The organism is Falsiroseomonas algicola (assembly GCF_011040385.1).
Lineage (GTDB): Bacteria > Pseudomonadota > Alphaproteobacteria > Acetobacterales > Acetobacteraceae > Falsiroseomonas > Falsiroseomonas algicola.
Genome location: NZ_JAAIKB010000020.1, coordinates 22068 through 41917, shown reverse-complemented (window position 1 = coordinate 41917; position 19850 = coordinate 22068). Strand labels below are relative to the sequence as shown.

The 19850-nt window shown below is 72.7% G+C and carries 17 protein-coding genes; 12 read left to right on the top strand and 5 right to left on the bottom strand.

What is annotated here, in order from left to right; all coding sequences use genetic code 11:
- Positions 1-147 precede the first annotated feature (147 nt).
- On the top strand, positions 148-1863 hold the full coding sequence (gene rpsA / locus G3576_RS27895; protein WP_164697769.1) for a 30S ribosomal protein S1: 1716 nt from the start codon (positions 148-150) through the stop codon (positions 1861-1863).
- Between the two features lie 7 nt (positions 1864-1870).
- The gene (locus G3576_RS27890) at positions 1871-2440 is read left to right on the top strand and encodes a YdcF family protein (RefSeq protein WP_164697768.1); all 570 of its coding nucleotides are present in this window, start codon (positions 1871-1873) and stop codon (positions 2438-2440) included.
- 6 nt (positions 2441-2446) lie between these two features.
- On the opposite strand, the gene G3576_RS27885 is transcribed toward G3576_RS27890, so the two are convergent.
- Positions 2447-4750, bottom strand: coding sequence for a fused MFS/spermidine synthase (locus G3576_RS27885; protein ID WP_164697767.1), 2304 nt, complete (start codon positions 4748-4750; stop codon positions 2447-2449).
- A 168-nt stretch (positions 4751-4918) separates the two neighbouring features.
- Here G3576_RS27885 and sppA point away from each other — a divergent pair, with 168 nt between their 5' ends.
- The 5 genes from sppA (at position 4919) to G3576_RS27860 (ending at position 9501) form a co-directional block, all read left to right on the top strand.
- The gene (gene sppA / locus G3576_RS27880; protein WP_164697766.1) at positions 4919-5836 is read left to right on the top strand and encodes a signal peptide peptidase SppA; all 918 of its coding nucleotides are present in this window, start codon (positions 4919-4921) and stop codon (positions 5834-5836) included.
- A gap of 31 nt (positions 5837-5867) precedes the next feature.
- Positions 5868-6194 (top strand): integration host factor subunit beta, encoded by a 327-nt coding sequence (gene ihfB / locus G3576_RS27875; protein ID WP_164697765.1) that lies wholly within the window; start codon positions 5868-5870, stop codon positions 6192-6194.
- A gap of 148 nt (positions 6195-6342) precedes the next feature.
- Positions 6343-7932, top strand: a complete 1590-nt coding sequence (locus G3576_RS27870; protein ID WP_164697764.1) for a hypothetical protein — start codon at positions 6343-6345, stop codon at positions 7930-7932.
- Position 7933: 1 nt separating this feature from the next.
- Positions 7934-8545 (top strand): hypothetical protein, encoded by a 612-nt coding sequence (locus G3576_RS27865; protein WP_164697763.1) that lies wholly within the window; start codon positions 7934-7936, stop codon positions 8543-8545.
- On the top strand, positions 8545-9501 hold the full coding sequence (locus tag G3576_RS27860) for a peptidoglycan-binding protein (protein WP_164697762.1): 957 nt from the start codon (positions 8545-8547) through the stop codon (positions 9499-9501). The genes G3576_RS27865 and G3576_RS27860 overlap by 1 nt, the downstream gene beginning before the upstream one ends.
- Here the strand turns inward: G3576_RS27860 and G3576_RS27855 are convergent, their stop codons facing one another.
- Positions 9502-10392, bottom strand: coding sequence for a LysR substrate-binding domain-containing protein (locus G3576_RS27855; RefSeq protein ID WP_164697761.1), 891 nt, complete (start codon positions 10390-10392; stop codon positions 9502-9504). It abuts the gene before it with no gap.
- Between the two features lie 176 nt (positions 10393-10568).
- Here G3576_RS27855 and katG point away from each other — a divergent pair, with 176 nt between their 5' ends.
- The 5 genes from katG (at position 10569) to G3576_RS27830 (ending at position 17447) form a co-directional block, all read left to right on the top strand.
- Positions 10569-12788 (top strand): catalase/peroxidase HPI, encoded by a 2220-nt coding sequence (gene katG / locus G3576_RS27850; RefSeq protein ID WP_164697760.1) that lies wholly within the window; start codon positions 10569-10571, stop codon positions 12786-12788.
- 84 nt (positions 12789-12872) lie between these two features.
- Complete coding sequence (locus G3576_RS27845; protein ID WP_164697759.1) at positions 12873-13292, top strand: Fur family transcriptional regulator; 420 nt, start codon at positions 12873-12875, stop codon at positions 13290-13292.
- A gap of 156 nt (positions 13293-13448) precedes the next feature.
- Positions 13449-14375 (top strand): acetyl-CoA carboxylase, carboxyltransferase subunit beta, encoded by a 927-nt coding sequence (accD, locus tag G3576_RS27840; RefSeq protein ID WP_164697797.1) that lies wholly within the window; start codon positions 13449-13451, stop codon positions 14373-14375.
- On the top strand, positions 14372-15670 hold the full coding sequence (locus tag G3576_RS27835) for a bifunctional folylpolyglutamate synthase/dihydrofolate synthase (RefSeq protein WP_407926140.1): 1299 nt from the start codon (positions 14372-14374) through the stop codon (positions 15668-15670). Before accD ends, G3576_RS27835 begins: the two co-directional genes overlap by 4 nt.
- An 82-nt stretch (positions 15671-15752) precedes the next feature.
- The gene (locus G3576_RS27830; RefSeq protein ID WP_164697758.1) at positions 15753-17447 is read left to right on the top strand and encodes a solute carrier family 23 protein; all 1695 of its coding nucleotides are present in this window, start codon (positions 15753-15755) and stop codon (positions 17445-17447) included.
- Positions 17448-17487: 40 nt separating this feature from the next.
- On the opposite strand, the gene G3576_RS27825 is transcribed toward G3576_RS27830, so the two are convergent.
- Genes G3576_RS27825 through G3576_RS27815 form a run of 3 tightly spaced genes read right to left on the bottom strand, consistent with a single transcriptional unit; the run spans position 17488 to position 19780 of the window.
- Positions 17488-18204 (bottom strand): cytochrome c biogenesis CcdA family protein, encoded by a 717-nt coding sequence (locus G3576_RS27825; RefSeq protein WP_207623075.1) that lies wholly within the window; start codon positions 18202-18204, stop codon positions 17488-17490.
- Positions 18205-18211: 7 nt separating this feature from the next.
- Positions 18212-18598 carry a thioredoxin family protein gene (locus tag G3576_RS27820; protein WP_164697756.1) on the bottom strand — a complete coding sequence of 129 codons (387 nt, stop codon included), beginning with the start codon at positions 18596-18598 and terminating at the stop codon, positions 18212-18214.
- Positions 18599-18646: 48 nt separating this feature from the next.
- Positions 18647-19780: a PQQ-dependent sugar dehydrogenase gene (locus G3576_RS27815; protein WP_235952493.1), complete on the bottom strand. Its 1134-nt coding sequence runs from the start codon at positions 19778-19780 to the stop codon at positions 18647-18649.
- Between the last annotated feature and the right edge of the window lie 70 nt (positions 19781-19850).

Here is a 19850-nt window from a genome sequence, read left to right as displayed (position 1 = left end):
TCGGCGGACCGTCATCCCGTCATCAGACTGTGGGCCACGCGGATCCAGGGGACCGCATCCGGCCAGGTCGTGCCCGTGGCGGCTCGCCGCGGGGGCGCATACCCCATGCCCCGCCTCGCGGGGCATCGACCGGGAAACAACCGCTACATGGCAACCGCCAACACCCTCGCCACCGATGCCGGCGAGGACTTCGCCGCCCTCCTCGACGCGACGCTGGGCGAGAACTCTTCCTTCCACGGCTCCGTCATCACCGGGAAGGTCATCCGCGTCGACGATGACTTCGCCGTGGTCGATGTCGGCCTGAAGTCGGAAGGCCGCGTCCCCCTCAAGGAGTTCGCCCCCCAGGGCGCGAAGCCCGAGGTCAAGGTCGGCGACGTCATCGAGCTCTTCGTGGAGCGCTACGAGGACCGCGACGGCGCCATCATCCTGTCGCGTGAGAAGGCGCGGCGCGAGGAAGCCTGGACGAACCTCGAGAAGTCCTTCACCGCGCAGCAGCGCGTGAACGGCGTGATCTTCGGCCGCGTGAAGGGTGGCTTCACCGTCGACCTCGGCGGTGCCGTGGCCTTCCTGCCCGGCTCCCAGGTCGACATCCGCCCGGTCCGCGACGTGACGCCGCTGATGGGCAGCCCGCAGCCCTTCCAGATCCTCAAGATGGACCGCGCCCGCGGCAACATCGTCGTCAGCCGCCGCGCGGTGCTGGAGGAGACGCGCGCCGAGCAGCGCAGCGAGCTCATCCAGGGCCTCAAGGAAGGCATGGTGCTCGACGGCGTGGTCAAGAACATCACGGACTACGGTGCGTTCGTGGACCTCGGCGGCGTGGACGGCCTGCTGCATGTCACCGACATCGCCTGGCGCCGCATCAACCACCCGAGCGAGGCCCTCACCATCGGCCAGCAGGTCAAGGTGCAGGTCATCCGCTTCAACCCGGAGACGCAGCGCATCAGCCTCGGCATGAAGCAGCTGATGGCCGATCCCTGGGATGGCGTGGCGATCAAGTACCCGGTCAACGGCAAGTTCTCCGGCCGCGTGACCAACATCACGGACTACGGCGCCTTCGTGGAGCTGGAGCCGGGTGTCGAGGGCCTCGTGCACGTCAGCGAGATGTCCTGGACCAAGAAGAACGTTCACCCCGGCAAGATCGTCGCCACTTCGCAGGAAGTGGACGTCATGATCCTGGACGTGGACGGCCCGAAGCGCCGCATCTCGCTCGGCCTGAAGCAGGCCCAGGGCAACCCGTGGGAGCTGTTCGCCGAGGCCAACCCGCCCGGCACGGTGATCGAGGGCGAGATCCGCAACATCACCGAGTTCGGCCTCTTCGTCGGCCTCGGCCCGGACCTCGACGGCATGGTGCACATGTCCGACCTGAGCTGGGACGTCCCTGGCGAGCAGGCCATGACGTCCTACCGCAAGGGCGACATGGTGAAGGCCAAGGTCCTCGACGTGGATGTGGAGAAGGAGCGCATCTCCCTCGGCGTCAAGCAGCTCCAGGCCGACCCGGCCGCCGAGGTGCTGGACCGCATCCGCAAGGGCGACGTCGTCACCTGCATCGTCACCAAGATCGAGCCGAACGGCATCGAGGTGAAGGTCGATGAGGTGCTGACGGGCTTCATCCGCCGCGCCGAACTGGCCCGCGACCGTGGCGACCAGCGCCCCGACCGTTTCGCCGTGGGCGAGAAGGTCGATGCGAAGATCACCGCCGTCGACCGCGCCGGCCGCCGCCTGGCCCTGACCATCAAGGGCAAGGAAGTGGAGGAGGAGCGTGAGGCGATGAAGGAGTTCGGCTCCACCGACAGCGGTGCCTCGCTGGGTGACATCCTGGGCGCGGCCATCCGCCGCCGCAACCAGGTGGCCTCCGACGAGTAAGGCGTGCGTGCTCGATCCGGGCGAGATCGCCCGGATCGAGCGTGACCACTGCCTGGACCATCCGGCAGAAGCGGCCGACCTGGCCATCGTCTTCGGCAACCGCATCGCGGTAGCCGGGATGGCCCAGGCGGCCGCTTCGCTTTTTCTCGGGCGCCAGGTTCCCCGCATCCTCGTCACGGGCGGCGCCACGCCCGGTGGCCCGGCCACGGAAGCCGCGGTGATCGCCGACGCCATCGTCGCGCTAGGCGTGCCGCGGGACGCCCTCATCCTCGAACACCGGGCGACCCATACCGGGGAGAACGTCACCCTCTCCCTGCCGCTGATCGAGGCCGCCGGGCTGCTGGGCGCGCGCCGCGTCTTCTGCGTCGGCCTCTTCTGCACCGGCCGCCGCTACGCCATGACGCTGCACCGCCACTGGCCTGCGCCGGAGAAGCGCTGCCGCGCCGTGGAGTACGGGCCGGTCCGCCGCGGCGCCTGGCACCAGGACGACCGGGCCCGGGAACGCGTGCTGGGCGAGGTCGCGAAGGTCCCGCGCTACCTCGCCGCTGGCTTCATCGCGCCCTGGCCGGCGGGCTGAGGCGCCCTACCGCACCACCTCCGCCGCCAGGTCCAGCGGCAAGGCGCTCCGCCAGGTGTTGCGCACGGGGTTGTTCACGAAGAACTCGTCGCGCGGTGCCATGTCGGTCAGCGGCGCCGCGCCGCGTGGGGTGGCGGGACCCCAGACCAGCATCTCGCCCCCGATCTCCGCCGCCACGCCCAGGCCACGCTCCGGATTGCCCTCGCGCAGCCGCGCCTGGATCGCGGGGTCGGCCAGGCGAGCCTGCAGCCGGGCGCGCGCATCCGGGATGGGCTGGTCGCTGCCGATCAGGATGTTGCCCGGCCGCAGCATGACGACATGCGGGAAGACGGCGACGAAGGTCTCCACCACCGACCAGGTCGGCGCCCACTGCACCGCCAGCCCCCCGGGGGCGAGGCGCGAGCGCACCAGCTCCAGGTATTCGCGGCTGTAGAGCAGCCCGCTGTGGGAGGTCTGCGGATAGATCGCATCGGCCTGGATGATGTCGAAGCTGCCGGGCGCGCTGCGCGCCAGCGCCCGGCGGCCGTCGCCGGCCTCCAGCGTCACGCGCGGATCGGCGAGCAGCGTCGCGACGGGGCCGTCCGGGTGCAGGGCGGCATGGTCCCGCAGCACGCCCAGCACCGGCGCCACCAACTCCACCGCCCGGAACTCCCGCACCTCCGGCACGGCGGCGACGCCCCAGGGGGAGCCCGCGCTGCCCACGCCCACCGCCAGCACCCGCCCGGGCGCGGGATGCAGCAGCGGCCCCGTCGCGCCCAGCAGCATGTGGTGGGGGGAGAAGGGGATGCTCGCCTGGCTGTGGCCCATGATGAAGAAGGGGCCGGGGATCGCCTCGGCATGGTTCAGCCGCCTCTCCCGCCACAGGGCGACGCCGGACCGGTCCTCCCCCCAGGCATGGGCGCCGCCGGGGAAGACGGCGTGCAGCCGCTGCCACAGCGCGGCATTGGCGGGCACGATGGCCAGCGCCACGAGGCATCCTGCGAAGGCGGCCCAGCCGGGCCAGCGGGTGGCCGCGGGCAGGCGCCAGGACTGCACGAGCCAGATGGCCAGCAGCAGCACCGACAGCACCGCCAGCAGCCGCAGCGTGCCCGCCGTGCCGAGCAGGTGCAGCGTCACCAGCCCCGTCAGGATGGACCCCGCGGCATTGCCGAGGATGTTCGCCAGCTGCACCCAGCCGACCCGGGCCCCCACCGTCGCCAGGTCCCGCTGCACGGCGCGCTGCACGAAGGGGAAGGTCATCCCGATCAGGAAGGAGGGTGGGCCGACGACCAGCACCACCAGCAGCAGCGTCAGCGGGAAGGCGCGCCCCTCCAGTCGCCACTGGTCCACCTCCAGGTGGTTCACCAGCGGCCAATGGGCCAGCGCCCACCACAGCACCATCAGCAGCGCCACGCCAAGCAGGAAGCCGCCGGCCTGCGCCATGAAGAAGGCGGGGCGCGGGTCACTCATCCGCCGCACCATGCGCGCCGCGACCGCCATGCCGACCCCATCCGCCAGCAGGAAGACGCCGAGCACGGTCGGGAAGAGATAGGCGTGGAACTGCCCCACCTGCCCCAGCACGCGGACCCAGAGGATCTCCAGCGCCACGATGACATAGCCCGACAGGAAGACGAGCCCGCACCACAGCGGCAGGTTGCCGCCAGCAGCCGGCGCCGGCACGGCGGCGGCGCCGAGCGAGCGTGCCGGCGGTGCCGCCGGCTCCGGCGCCGCATCGCCCCTCAGCGCCGGGAGCAGCGTCAGCGCGATCGCCGCCGCCGCCAGGTCCAGCGCCGCGGCGACCGCCAGCGCGCCGGTGAAGCCGAGATGGCCGAGCAGCACCCAGCCCCCCACCAGCGCGCCCAGCCCGGCGCCCAGCGTGTTGAGGCCGTAGAGCCAGCCGATGCGCTCCGCGACCGTGTCGAGGCTGGTCGCGATGGCGCGGGCGATCAGCGGCAGGGAGGCGCCCATCAGCGTCGTCGGCAGCACCAGGCCGACGAAGCACAGGGCGAAGATCGCCGCGGGCTCATCCACCACGCCCGCCAGGCGCATCGCCAGCAGGTCATAGAGGAAGGGCTTCGAAGCCAGGGCGAAGGCGGCCACCACCACCTCGCACAGCGCGAAGCCGGCCAGCGCCCTCCAGGGCGGCAGCCGGTCCGCCACCCAGGCGCCGATCATGGAACCGAGGCCGAGCCCCGCCAGGAAGGCGCCCACCACCAGGGCGGCGGAGACCGTGTCCGACCCCGCGAAGATGCCAAGCATGCGCTGCCAGGCGATCTGGCAGAGAAGCGCGGCGAAGCCCGAGCAGAAGAAGGCAGCCGAAAGCCGGACCATGAGACCCCCGTCACCGATACCGAACGTTCCGCTGCCCGGCGCCCGGAGAAGCAGGGAGGAGGGCAACGGTTTCAGGGCCTGGGCGGATTGCCGCTGAACTTCGCGTCAGCGGGTGCGGGACTGCCATCTCCCCTTCCCCTGGCCGCGGGGGTGCGCCTATCTCAGCCCATGCCCCTCGACGCCGACCTCCTGCTCGATCGCCGGCGCCTCAAGCGCCGTCTCTCCCTCTGGCGCGCCTTCGCCGTCATCGCCACCGCGGCCGTGGCCGTCATCGCCGCCTGGCAGCCTGATGTCCGCACGCTGGTGACGGGGTCCTCGGGCCCGCACCTTGCGCGGCTCACCCTCCAGGGCTTCATCGGCGATGACCGCAAGCTGCTGGAGGCCCTGGACCGCGCGCGGCGCGATCCCTCCGTCCGTGGCGTCATCCTGGCGATCGACAGCCCGGGCGGCAGCGTGGCGGGGGGGGAGGGCCTGCACCGTGCCCTCACCAGCATCGCTGCCGACAAGCCCGTGGTCGCCGTCATGGGCGGCACCGCGGCCTCCGCCGGCTACATGGTCGCGCTGCCGGCGTCCCGCATCTTCGCGCGGGAGGCGACCGTCACCGGCTCCATCGGCGTCATCCTGCAGAGCTTCGAGGCGACGGAGCTGATGGCGCGCCTCGGCGTGCGGGCGGAGACCGTCGCCTCCGGCGTCTTCAAGGACCAGCCCAGCCCCTTCCGCCCGCTGACGGAGGAAGGGCGCGCCGAGCTCAACCGCGTGGTCATGGACCTCTACGAGCAGTTCGTGGGCATGGTCGTGGCCGGGCGGCGGCTGGAGCCGATGCATGTCCGCGCCCTCGCCGATGGCCGCATCTTCACCGGCCGCCAGGCGCTCTCCCTGGGCCTGGTCGATGCCATCGGCGGCGAGCCGGAAGCGCGGGAGTGGCTCGCGGCTGAGCGCGAGATCCCGGCCTCCCTGCCCGTCCGGGACATCGAGACACGGTCCCTCACCGAAAGGACCTTTGGGGCGGTCTTCGGGGCCTTTGCGAAAGGCCTTGTGAATGAATGGCTTGGCGTTGACCGCGTGCGCGCGCTTTGGCAGCCTTGAGCGCAACGAGGGAGAAGGCTGCAGGGTTGCCATGACCCGGTCCGAACTGATCACCCAGTTGGCGGCGGCGAACCCGCATCTCCGCCAGCCCGATGTCGAGCTGATCGTCACCACGATCTTCGACGAGATCATCACCGCGCTCGCGCGCGGTGATCGCGTGGAGCTGCGCGGCTTCGGTGCCTTCTCCACCAAGCGCCGCGATCCCCGCACCGGCCGCAACCCCCGCACCGGCACCGCCGTGGCGGTGGAGGGCAAGGCCGTGCCCTACTTCAAGCCGGGCAAGGAATTGCGGGAACGCGTGAATGGCGGCCCGCTGCAGGAACCGCCCCGCAAGGTCCGCGCCCCCGCCAAGGTCTGACTGCCGCCTCATCCCGCCATATCGACTCGCAAGGCGTTTGTTCTTGATTCGTTCGGAGAATAGGATTTAAATCCGTCCGTCTTGAGGAGATGGCGGAATGGTCCTGTTTCAGTCCGATCCGATGGGACTTCCCTCCGGGAGGCGGGCCGTGATCCCGCTGGCGATCGGCATGCTGAGCGGTCCCGCGCCCGCGATCGCACAGGACGCGGCGACCGGCGCGGCGCCGGCGATTCCCGTCGCGGCCCTTGGCGTGGTGCTGGTGCTGATGGTGTTCCTGGCGGGGTCCTGGGTGATGCTCCGCCGCCTGGCGCGGGAGATGCAGGCCCTGGCGCCACAGCCCGGAGGGGCGCAGTTGCCGGGCCGCCTGATGGACCTGCCCCTCGGCGTGCCGGAGGGGTCGATCCGCGCCCTGCTCTCGATCTTCATCATCGTGCTGGGCTTCCTGCTGCTGGCGCTGCAGGGGCCGCTCGGCCTCGGCTCGGGCGAGGCGCTGACCGGGTTCATCGGCGCCGTCATCTCCTTCTACTTCGCCGCCCGCAGCGGCGACCAGGCGCGGCAGGTGGCGGAGAGCGCGGCGGATGCGGCGCGGCGGGCGGCCGGCGCGGCGGACCGCGCGATGGACGCCACCACGGCCGCCACCGCCAGCCTGGCGAATGGCGCGCAGTCCGGCGCCATCGCGGCCGGCGCGACGCCCGACCAGCAGGGCTGGCAGGCGACGCTGCGGGAGGCGCAGGGCCAGTTGCAGTCGCTGCGCGGGCTGATCGCCGTCGTCGGCACGCTCGGCGTCGGCACCGGGGCGCTGGCGGGGGCTGACCGTGCGCTCGCGCGCATCGATGGGCTGCTCGACCGCATCACGCCGGTGCTCGGCGGCCAGGCGGATGTCGCCAGCATCGGCAGGCTGGCGGAGGAGGCGGGGGCGGCGCTGCGGGACCTCGGCGATCTCGGCCCCGTCGGCAACGCCGTGGCCGATGCCATGGCGACGGTCGGGCGCGTGGCGGCGGAGAGCGCGCCCATCGACGGGATGCTGCGCGGCTTGATGGGCAGCGCCGGGATCGGCGCCCTGGCCGGGCCGGCGGGCCTGGTGGCGGCGGTGGTGGTGGGGGGCATCGGCCTGGTGCGGGACCGGGAGAGGTTCGAGCGCTGGAAGGCCGCCATGCTGGACACGCCGCTCGACCTCGGCCTGCTGCCGCCGGTGGTGGATGCCAACCTCGCCGCCGCCGCGCTGCTGCGCTGCCCGCCTCTGGCCGCCCTGGCCAGCCAGGGTGCGGTGGAGCCCGCGCTGGCGCTCTCCGCCTGGGAAGCCGTGGCCGGCACGCCGCCGGAAGCCGCGCCGGACCTCGCGGCGCGCATCCTGGCGGGCGGGGTGGCAGGGCCCGGCGCGGCGGCACTGCGCCAGGCCTTCGCGGGCCATCCGGCGGCGCTGGCCGATGCCATCGAGGATTTCCGCGCCGCCATGACAGGCGCCGCCGCGCTGGCCGGGCTGAACCTGCCGCAGGTGGCCGTGGCGGGCGCCAGCATCCCGACCGTCGCGCTGGCCAATGCGGTGCGCATCGCCCGGCAGGACAGCCGCGTCGGCGCGGAGATCGAGCGCCTGGTCTACATGGTGGAATCGCTCGGCAGGGCGGATCCCGCCACGCTGGCGCGGGTCTCCGCGCGGCTCGCGGCGCCGGATTTCCTGGAGGGCGCGGCGCGGGCGGCAGCCGCCCCGCCCGCCAGTGCCGAGGGGGGGAGCGGCTGAGATGCGCGCCCTTCTCCTCCTGCCCCTGCTGCTCGCGGCCTGTGGGGCGGAACCGTCGCGGGAGGCGGTGGCGCTGGCGGGCTCCGTGCGGCGCGACCCGGCGGTGGCGCGCAGCATGGCCGACCGCGCCTTCGATTGCGGCGTGCGGGACCGCGCCTGCGCCACGCTGTGGCTGGCGCGCGGCGTGGCCTGCCAGGACCAGGGCCGTGCCGATTGCGCCCTGCCCGCCTTCCGCCAGGCGGAGGCGCTGACACAGGCGGATGCGCCGGCCGCGGAGCGGGCGGAGCCCACGCTCCGCCTGGTGGAGGCGCTGGAACGCCAGCGCGACCGGGCGGTGGCGGAGGCGCGCCGCGCCGACAATGACGCGATCCTGGCCGCGCTGGCATCGCTGCCCGCCGGCCCGGCCGCCCATTACCGCGCCGGCGTCGGGCTGAACCGCGTGCTGGCCGGGGATGTCCCGCCAGCCGGCCGCTGCGCGGTGCTCGACGTCGTGGCGGCGGATGTCGCCGCCGCCGCCTCCGTGCCCGGCCTGCCGCCGATCGATGACCGCATTGCCCAGCGCCGCGCCGCCCTCGCCACGGCCCGCGCCGCCCAGAACCCGGGGTGCCCCTGATGTCGCAGACCCTCGATGCACCTTCCCCCTTGGCCCGCAGCTTCTGGTTCACCCAGCCCCTGATGCGGGGCGACGCGGTCTTCCGCGCCCAGCGCCTGCTGAACGAGCGTGCCGGCGCGGCGCTGAAGCCCGATGGTCTGTTCGGCGCCGCGACCCGGGATGCCGTGAAGGCCTTCCAGCGCCGGCGCGGCCTGGCAGAGGATGGCGTGCTCGGCCCCGTCACCTGGGCGGCGCTGAACGGGGAGGCGCGCGTCGCCGCCGCGCTGGCGACCGGGCTGCAGGCGGTGCTGGACCCCGCGACGCTGGCCGCGCTGCGCACCCCCCATACCCGCTTCCCCGGCGGCGTTGCCTGGCGCCTGGTGCCGGGGGGGATCGAGGTGGAGGGGGCGCTGGAGAAACCTTCGGCCGCGGAGGCGGCGCTGGCGGCGCGGGTGCTGCGCGACTACGGCAACGCCATCGCGACCGCCGCCGCCCGCTTCCCGGTGCCGGCGGAACTGGTGATGGCGACCATCTGCACGGAATCCGGCGGCCTGCCCGCCGCGCGCCGGCTGGAGCCGGGCTGCGACCCGGTCGATCCCTCCCTCACGCCGCGCCGCGTCTCGGTCGGGCTGACGCAGACCCTGCTCTCCACGGCGCGGGAGGTGCTGGGGGATGAAGGGATCACGCTGGCGGCGCTGGAGAACCCCTCCACCTCCATCCGCGCCGGCATGGCGATGATGTGGCGCCAGGCCGCGCAGACGCGCTTCGACCCGCCGCTGGTGGCGGCCGCCTACAATGCGGGGTCGCTGCGCTTCGAGGGGTCGGCCGGCAATCGCTGGAAGCTCTGCCAGTATCCCATCGGCACGGGAAAGCATGTGGACCGCTTCTGCCGCACCTTCGCCGCCGCCTGCCAGGCGCTGGCCGCCGATCCCGGGGCGCTGCCGCCGCCGGGGGTGAGCTTCGCGGGACTTCCCTGATCAGGGCGTCGCGAAGTGGCGGAGCCGGCCGGCGATGACGCCGCCCACCGCCTCCACCGCCGCGCGGCGGGGGTAACTGGCGCGGTGGACGATGCGGATGGTGCGGCCGGCCGGGGTCGCGAGCGGCCGCAGCACCAGCCCCGCATCCTGGGCGACGCCGGCGGCGAGGCCCGGGATCAGCGTGGTGCCGTAGCCCGCCGCCACCATGTTCAGCAGGGTGGAGAGGCTGGCCGCGCGCAGCGTGCCGCCCAGCGCGCCACCCTGGGTGCCGCACGCCGCCAGCACCTGGTCCCGCAGGCAGTGGCCGTCCGACAGCACCAGCATGTCGGCGGCGAGTTCCGCCTCCTCCACCGCCTCGCGCCCCGCCAGGCGGTGGTCGGGCGGCAGGGCGGCCAGGAAGGGCTCCGCGAAGAGGACCTGCCCCGCGAGGTCAGGCCCATCGGCCTCCGTCGCCAGCAGCGCGGCATCCAGGTCATGCGACCGCAGCCGGTCGAGCAGCGCCGCGGTCTGGTCCTCCCAGGGCTCCACCTCCAGCGCCGGCAGCCCATCCCGCAGCGGGCCGAAGACGAGGGGAAGCAGGTAGGGCGCCAGCGTCGGGATGATGCCGAGCCGGAAGCGCCCGGCCAGCGGATCCCGCAGGCTGCGCGCGACATCGAGGATGGTGTCGGCCTCCGCCACCGCGCTCCGGACATGGCCGATCAGGCGTTCGCAGGCCGCGGTCGGGACCACGGATTTGCTCGCGCGCTCGAACAGCGTGACGCCGAGCAACTCCTCAAGCTTGCGGAGCTGGACGGAGAGGGTGGGCTGGCTGATGCCGCAGGCCTCCGCCGCGCGGCCGAAATGGCCATGCTCGGCGACGGCGAGGAGGTAGCGGAGGTCGCGCAGGTTCATCGGCAGGGTTTCATCGGCAGGTCATCGGTCAGATCGCCTTACATTATAGTCACGATCTATCGAACCGGTAGAACCAATTCGCTTCCGCCTATCCCGCCTCCCCCGCTAGCCTCCCGCGACGCCACGCGCCCGGAAGGGCGTGGGGGAATGGCACGGCCAGCAACGGAGAGAGAACGATGGACGGACATGGTGGGGCGGGCGCGGGCAAGTGCCCGGTGATGCACGGGACCGTGCATGGCAGCCCGAAGCATGCGACCTTCGGCGGGCGGTCGAACCGGGACTGGTGGCCGAACCAGCTGAACCTCAAGATCCTCCACCAGCATTCCAGCAAGGTCAGCCCGATGGGCCCGGCCTTCAACTATGCGGAGGAGTTCAAGAAGCTCGACATCGAGGCGCTGAAGCAGGACATCTTCGCGCTGATGAAGGTCTCCCAGCCCTGGTGGCCGGCCGACTACGGGCATTACGGGCCCTTCTTCATCCGCATGGCCTGGCACAGCGCGGGCACCTACCGCACGGGCGATGGCCGTGGCGGCGCCGGCAATGGCGCGCATCGCTTCGCGCCGGAGAACAGCTGGCCGGACAACGGCAACCTCGACAAGGCGCGGCGCCTGCTGTGGCCGATCAAGCAGAAATACGGCAACCGCATCTCCTGGGCCGACCTGTTCATCTTCGCGGGCAACTGCGCGATCGAATCCATGGGGCTGAAGCCCTTCGGCTTCGCCGGCGGCCGCGCCGACATCTGGGAGCCGGAGGAGGACATCTACTGGGGCGCCGAGGACACCTGGCTGGGTGACACGCGCTATTCCGGCGACCGCGAACTCGCGAGCCCGCTGGCCGCGGTGCAGATGGGCCTGATCTATGTGAATCCGGAAGGCCCGAACGGCACGCCGGACCCCGTCGCCTCCGGCCGCGACATCCGTGAGACCTTCGCGCGCATGGCGATGAACGACGAGGAGACGGTGGCGCTGGTGGCTGGCGGCCACACCTTCGGCAAGGCGCATGGCGCCGGCCCCGCCGACCATGTGGGGCGGGAGCCCGAGGGCGCGCCGCTGGAGGCGATGGGCCTCGGCTGGCTCAGCACCTGGAAGTCGGGCGTGGGCGGCGATGCCATCACCTCCGGCATCGAGGGCGCCTGGAAGCCCAACCCCACCACCTGGGACATGGGCTACTTCGACATGCTGCTCGGCCATGAGTGGGAGCTGCACAAGTCGCCGGCCGGCGCCCATCAGTGGCACCCGAAGGACCGGGCCGCCTGGACACTGGTCGAGGATGCGCATGATCCGTCCAAGCGCCACCCGCCGATGATGACGACGGCGGACATGGCGATGAAGATGGACCCGGCCTATCGCGCGATCAGCGAGCGGTTCCACAAGAACCCCGACCAGTTCGCCGATGCCTTCGCCCGCGCCTGGTTCAAGCTGACCCATCGCGACATGGGGCCGAAGGCCCGCTACCTCGGCCCGCTCGTGCCCGCCGAGGACCTGATCTGGCAGGACCCGGTGCCGCCGGTGACGCATGCGCTGGTGGATGCCGGCGACATCGCGGCTCTGAAGGCGGAGATCCTGGCCTCCGGGCTCAGCGTCTCGGAGCTCGTCTCCACCGCCTGGGCCTCCGCCAGCACCTTCCGGGGTTCCGACAAGCGGGGTGGCGCCAATGGCGCGCGCATCCGGCTGGCGCCGCAGAAGGACTGGGCGGTGAACCAGCCGGCGCAGCTGGCCAAGGTGCTGGGCAAGCTGGAGGCGATCCAGGCCTCCTTCAATGCGAAGGCGGGCGGCGGCAAGCAGGTCTCGCTGGCCGACCTCATCGTGCTCGGCGGCAATGCGGGCGTGGAGGAAGCGGCGCGGCGCGCGGGGGTCGGCATCACCGTGCCCTTCAGCCCGGGCCGCACCGATGCGACGCAGGAGCAGACGGATGTCGAGAGCTTCGCGGTGCTGGAGCCGGAGGCGGATGGCTTCCGCAACTACCTGAAGAAGCAGTTCGCCCTGACGGCGGAGGAGCTTCTGGTGGACCGCGCCCAGCTGCTGACGCTGACGGCGCCGGAGATGACGGTGCTGGTTGGCGGCATGCGGGTGCTCGGCACGCATGTCGGCGCCGCCAACGGCGTCTTCACCAGCCGCGTCGGCACGCTGACGAACGACTTCTTCGTCAACCTGCTCGACATGGGCACGGCCTGGACGCCGACCTCCGAGGCGGCGCAGGAGTTCATCGGGCGTGACCGCGCCACGGGCCAGGTGAAGTGGACGGCGACGCGCGTCGACCTCGTCTTCGGCTCCAACTCCCAGCTGCGGGCGATCGCGGAGGTCTATGGCCAGGCCGATGGCCAGCAGCGCTTCGTGGAGGACTTCGTCGCCGCCTGGACGAAGGTGATGAACGCGGACCGCTTCGATCTGGCGTAAGCGTTGACGAGGGGGGGGCGGCATCCAGGCGAGGGGTGCCGCCCCCTGTTTGCAAGCCGACAAGGCAGGACCGGGGAGGAGGCCATGGCGCAGGCGGTGGAAACCGCAGCGCGCGGAGAGCTGCGCCGCGCGGGCTTGCCGGCGCAGGGAAAGCTGGCGCGGCTGCTGATCGCGCTCCGCGCCGCGGCGGAGACGCATCTGACGCGCGGCGAGATCGATCGGCTGGCGGCCGCGGCCGGGCTCGGCCTGTCCGCTGCCGAGCTGGCGTCCCAGCTGGCCACGCTGGAACAGCACGGGCTGCTGGCGCGGCTGCCGAGCACGGGGACGGAGCCGGTCTTCGACACCGTGCCCGCGCCGCATTCCCACCTGCTCTATGAGGAGACGGCGCAGGTCGTGGACCTCGACGTCTCACCGGAGACGCTGATCGCCATCCTCCGCCAGGCGCTGGCCGAGCGACCGGGCGAGGTCGATATCCTGGTCAGGTTCCGCAGGCCGGGCGGCTGACCGCGGGACTTGCACCCACCCCCCATCCCGCCCTACCTCCCCGCCTAGGACTGGCGGCGCGCCGACGGCGCGCCGAGCGCCCGAACGGGCGCCGCCGGCAGTCCGGCGAGCCAAGCGCGCGGATGCGCGCGCCCGGCGCTTGAGGGCATGAACGAAGTGAACTGGATCAGCGACTGGGCCCTGCCCAAGGTGAAGGCGATCTTCGGGGGAACCCGGGAAGTGCCGGACAACCTCTGGCACAAATGCCCGTCCTGCGAGCAGATGATCTTCCACCGCGACCTCGAGCGGAACCTGCATGTCTGCACCCATTGCGGGCACCACATGCGGCTTTCCGCCAATGCGCGGGTGAAGGCGACGCTGGATGAGGGCTGGTCCCGGATCGAGCTGCCGAAGGCGCCGGCGGACCCGCTGCGCTTCCGCGACCAGCGGCGCTACGGCGACCGGCTGAAGGAAGCCCAGCAGAAGAACGCGATGGATGACGCGGTGCTGGTCGCGCAGGGCAGCATCGAGGGCCGCAAGGCCGTCGTCGCCGCCTTCGAATTCGCCTTCATGGGCGGGTCCATGGGCGCGGGCGTGGGTGAGGCGCTGGTCACGGCCGCCAAGCTCGCGGTGCTGCAGGATGCGCCGCTGATCGTCTTCACCGCCTCCGGCGGGGCGCGCATGCAGGAAGGCACGGTCAGCCTGATGCAGATGCCGCGCACCGTGATCGCGACGCGCATGGTGAAGGAAGCGGGCCTGCCCTTCATCGTCGTGATGTGCGACCCGACCACGGGCGGCGTGACGGCCAGCTTCGCCATGCTGGGCGACATCCACATCGCGGAGCCCGGCGCCATGATCGGCTTCGCCGGCGCGCGCGTGATCGAGCAGACGGTGCGGGAGAAGCTGCCGGAGGGCTTCCAGCGCGCCGAATACCTGCTGGAACACGGCATCCTCGACATGGTGGTGAAGCGGCACGACATGCGGGCGACCCTGGCGCGCGTGATCTCCCTGCTGCGGGAGCCGATGCCGATCACGACGCCGGTGCCCGAACTGCCGGCGCTCCCGGCCCCCGAAGCCCCGGCCGAGGCACCCAAGCCGGCGTGAGCACCATCACGGCCTCGCGCAGCGAGGCGATTATCGATCGTCTGCACAAGCTGCATCCCGTGCTGATCGACCTCAGCCTGGGGCGCATGCGGGATTGCCTGGCGAAGCTCGGCCATCCGGAGCGGCGCCTGCCGCCGGTCATCCACGTCGCCGGCACCAACGGCAAGGGCAGCACGAGCGCTTTCCTCCGCGCCATCGCGGAAGCCGCCGGCCTGCGCGTCCACGTCTACACCTCTCCGCACCTGGTGCGGTTCCATGAGCGCATCCGGCTCGCCGGCACGCTGGTGAGCGAGGAGGCGCTGACCGAGGCGCTGGAGCATGTGGAGCGCGTGAATGCCGGCGCGCCGATCACGGTGTTCGAGGTGACGACGGCCGTCGCCCTCCACCTGTTCGCGTCCGTCCCGGCCGACTTGCTGGTGCTGGAAGTGGGCCTCGGCGGCCGCTTCGATGCGACGAACGTCATCGACCCGGTGGCGACCGCGATCACCAGCATCTCCATGGACCACATGGATTTCCTCGGCGATACACTCGAGAAAATCGCCTTCGAGAAGGCGGGGATCATCAAGCCCGGCGTGCCCTGCGCCACCGGCGCGCAGGCACCCGGCGCGGCCGCCGTGCTGCGACAGGTGGCCGCTGACCAGGGCGCGCCGCTGCTGGCGCGCGGCGAGGCCTGGGATGTGGCGCGGCAGCCTGACGGGCGGCTGCGCTGGCAGGACGAGGCGGGCGTGCTGGACCTGCCGCCGCCGGCGCTGGCCGGGCCGCACCAGGCGGATAATGCCGGCATCGCCATCGCGACGCTCCGCGCCTGGAACCCGGACTGGCTGACGGCGGAGGCCATCGCGCGCGGCCTCGCCACCGCCACATGGCCGGCACGGATGCAGCGTTTGACCGGGCGGCTTTCGGCGCTGCTGCCGCCGGGCTGGGAGCTCTGGCTGGATGGCGGGCACAATGCCGGCGCCGGCGTGGTGCTGGGCGAGCATCTCCGCACCGCCTTCGCGGACCGCCCCTGCCACCTGCTGGTCGGCATGAAATCCTCCAAGCAGGCCAGCGAGTTCCTGGCGCCGCTGATCCCACAGGCCGCGACCCTGCAGGCCATCGCGGAGCCCGGCCAGCACCTGGCCATGCCGATCGAGGCCATCATCGCCGCCAGCGGCGGCGCCGCCACGGCGGGCGGCACGGTGGAACAGGCGCTGGCGGCGATCCCGAAGGATGGCCCGCCATCCCGCGTACTCATCTGCGGCAGCCTCTACCTCGCGGGCGAGGTGCTGAAGCTGGACGGCTCCCCGCCACGCTGACGAAACGTTGACGCCGCCCCCGGCGGGATGCGATGCGCGCAGGATTACGGTTGTCGCAACCAAACGGGGAGATCGTCGGCGCATGACAACCGGGACGCGGGCTGCCTGGGCTCTCGATTCGAGCCCGCCGCCCTCGGTCGTCTGGCCGGCCGCACTCCAGCATGTGGGCCTCGGCGCCGTCACGCTGGTCTTCCCGCTGGTGGTGGCGGAGGCCGCGGGCGCACCGCCCGAGATGGTGACGAATGTCATCGCGCTGGCGATGGTGGCGCTCGGCATCTCGACGCTGCTGCAGGCCTGGGGGCGGCATGGCATCGGATCGGGCTTCCTGCTGCCCTCCGTCTTCACCGCGGTCTACCTGCCGCCCTCCCTCATCGCGGCGCAGATGGGCGGGCTCGGCGCCGTGGCCGGGCTGACGCTGGCGGCGGGGGCGACCCAGATCGCGCTGTCCTTCCTGGTGCATCGGCTGCGGCCCTACCTGCCTACCGAACTGGCCGGCCTCGTCGTGCTGATGATCGGCCTCGTGCTCGGGCTGCTCGGCCTGCGGCTGATGATCGGCATCGGGCCCGGCGCGCGGAATCCGGCGCATGACATGGTGGCACCCATCGTCGCGTTGCTGGTCATCATCGCGCTGACGGCGTGGGGCGGGCCACGCTGGCGGCCGCTCGCGGTGCTGGCGGGGCTCGGCGCCGGCATTGCCACCCACCTGGTGGTGCTTCTGGTGGCCGGGGGCGCCGGGGCCATGGCCTTGCCGGCGCCGCAACTCGTGGCCTGGCCGATCGCGACGCCGGCCTTCCCGTGGGCGCTGCTGCCCGGGGTGCTGGTCGGCGCGCTGGCCTGCCTGGTCCGCGCCTCCGGCGACATCGTCGCCTGCCAGCGCGCGAATGATCCCGGCTGGAAGCGGCCGGATTTCGGCTCGATCCGCGCCGGCGTGCTGGCGGATGGGCTGGGCACCGTCATGGCCGGGGTGATCGGCGTGCCGGGGACGAACACCTATACGGCCAGCGTCGGCCTCTCCATCGCCACCGGCATCATGGCGCGGCGCGTCGCCATCGCGGTCGGCGTGATGTGGATCGCCCTCGGCCTGGTGCCTGGCGCACCGGCGCTGGTGCTGGCCGTGCCGCGCGGCGTGCTGGGCGCGGCGCTGTTCTTCGCCGCCGCTTTCATCGTCGTCACCGGCATGGGCATCGTCGTGCAGCGCGCCCTGGATGCGCGGCGCAGCCTGGTGGTGGGCGCGGCCTTCGTCATCGGCGTGTCCTACGACGCCGCGCCGCAGGTCTTCGCCACCCTGCCGGATGCGGCCCGGCTGCTGCTGACCTCCTCCCTCGTACTGGGGCTGGTGGTGGGGCTGCTGCTGAACGCCGCCTTCCGCGCCGGCGCCACCCGCCAGCGCGACGCAACCTGGCAGCCCGCGCAGGGCCATGCGGCGCTGGAGGATTTCGCGACGGAGGCCGGCAGCGCCTGGGGCGCGCGGGCGGAGGTGGTGGCGCGGCTGCGCGGCGCGATGGAGGAAGCGGCCGGGCTGCTCGCCCACCAAGCCGATCCCGGCACGGCGATCGAGGTCACGGGCCGCTTCGACGAATTCAACCTGGATGTCGCGCTGCGCTGGCGCGGCCAGCCCTTGCGCGACAGCGAGGCGCCCGTGCCGTCGCCGGAGGCCGATCCGGCGGTGATGGAGCGGCATCTCGCGGCGCTCCTGCTCTGGCACGCCGCCGACCGGGTCGTGGAGCTGACCCTGCCCGATGGCCGCCGGGAGCTACGGCTGCACTACGACCATTGAGGTGAGGAACCGCCGCCACGGCGGTCCTGCCCCAGGACGGTCAGAACCGCACGACGAGGTCCACCCAGGCTTCGGGCAGCGCCGCCGTCGCCACCGCCTCGATCCGCTTGTCGAGACCGGTAAGCACCAGCAGGCCGAACAGCGCCAGCGCACCACCCAGGACCGGGCGCATGGCCTGGCCGAGGCCGCCGAGGCGCCGACGCAGCAACGGCACGGAACCCCGCGCGGCATAGCCGAGCGCCACGAGCGGCAGCGCGGCGCCGAGCGCGAAGGCCAGCATGGTGAGCGCCGCCTGCGGCGCCGTCTCCGCCCGGGCGGAGAGCGCCACCGCCGCGCCAAGCGCCGGGCCCGTGCAGGGCGCCCAGGCCAGGCCGAGCACGGCACCGAGCGCGAACTGTCCGCCCACGCCGCGCGCGGTCATCCGCGCCGCGAAGGCCGTCACCGGCTGCAGGGCGTGTTCAGCCGCGGCGGAAAGCCGCGCGGCCAGACCCGCCGCCAGCAGGGCGATGCCGGCCGCCAGCATCAGCACCGCCGCGGCGACGCGCAGCACCTCCGCATCCAGCCCGATCGCGAAGCCGACCAGTCCCAGCACCATGCCGGCGCCGGCGAAGCTCACCGCGAGGCCACCGGCCAGGGCCAGCGGCCCCAGGCGGTGTTCCGCGCCGGCAGCCGCCAGCACGATGGGCAGGATCGGCAGGACGCAGGGCGACAGGCTGGCGAGGATTCCCGCCAGCCCCGCCAGCAGCAGGGTGGTCACGGCCGGGCTACAGCGCGCGGAACAGCAGGTCCCGGATGGCGGCGCCATCGGTGATGCCGGTGGCGCGGCCGCGCTCCTCCCGCCCCTTCATGGCGATCAGGGTGGATTGGGACCGCACCTGGAACCGGCGAAGCGCGTCCTTCTGGCTGTCGAAGTCGATGGAGAGCAGCACCGCGCCCGCCATGCGCGGGTCGGCCGCAACGGCATCGACATGCGGCTTCTGCGCGCGGCAGGTCGGACACCAGGGGGCCGTCACCTCGATGAGGATGGGCCGGTCCGCGGCCTGCGCCGCCTCCAGCGCCGCCTCCGTGAAGGGTTGGCGCTGCGCCGCCGCGGCCGGGCGCGGCAGCAGCGGCAGGGTGGCGAGGCAGGCGATGATGGCGCGGCGTTGCATGGCGGTTCTCCCGGGGCTGACCCGCCTTCGCGCGCCGCCGACGAAAGGTTACGCGGGTATCAATCGAAGAATTCTGCCCCGCCCCTCATCCGTCAGCACCAGCAGCGCGCCATCCGCCGCCACCACCACCTGGCGCATGCGGATGCGGCGATCGAAGAGCAGGCGCTCCTCCGCCACCACGCGCTCGCCTTCCGTCTCCAGCCGCACCAGGCCGGGCGGGTTGAGGGCGGCGACGAAGAGGCTGCGGGACCAGCCGGGGAAGGCGTTGCCGGTGTAGAAGTTGATGCCGGAGGGGCTGACCGAGGGCGTCCAGAAATGCAGCGGCGCCTCGATGCCCGGTGCCTCCTTCTGGCCGGTGCCGATCGGGCTGCCATTGTAGTCCACGCCGTGGCTGACGACGGGCCAGCCATAGTTGAGGCCGGGGCGAACGAGGTTGATCTCGTCGCCGCCGCGGGCGCCGAATTCCGCCTGCCACAGCCCGCCGGTCCAGGGATTGAAGGCGAGGCCCTGCGGGTTGCGGTGTCCGTAGGAGAAGATTTCGGCCCGCGCGTCGCCGCGCCCGAGGAAGGGGTTGCCCGCGGCCGCGCTGCCATCGCGTTCCAACCGCAGGATCTTGCCGGCCAGGTCGTCCAGGCGCTGCGACCGCATCTTGTCGTTCATGCGGTCGCCGGTGGAGAGGTAGAGGCGGCCATCGGGGCCGAAGGCGATCCGGCTGCCATAATGGTTGCGGCCGCTGGGCTGCGCCGGGGTGGCGTCGAGGATCGGCGTCACACCCTCCAGCGCCGTCGCATCGGCGGAAAGCCGCGCGCGGGTCAGCCGCGTCAGTGCGCCGCCCTGCACCAGCATGGCGTGGGAGAGGTAGACTTCGCGCGTCCGGGCGAAATCCGGGGCGATGGCGATGTCGAGCATGCCGCCCTGGCCGCGGGCCTCGACCTCCGGCACGCCGGCCAGCGGCGCCGAGACCTCCCCGGATGGCGTCACGCGCCGCAGCCCGCCGGGACGTTCGGTGACGAGCAGGCTGCCATCGGGCAGCAGCGCCGCGCCCCAGGGCCTGTCGAGGCCCGTCGCCAGCGTGGTGAGCCGGAAGGCGGCGCGGTCCGACCGCACCGTGTCGCCGGATTGGGCGAGGGCCGGCAGCGGCAGGGCGGCGAGGGAGGCGGTGAGCAGCGTGCGGCGGTTCATCATGCGCCGCATGTAGGAAGCGGCGGGTTGCCCGGAAGCACCCCGCCGCGGATCGTCAGCCGAGCCCGCC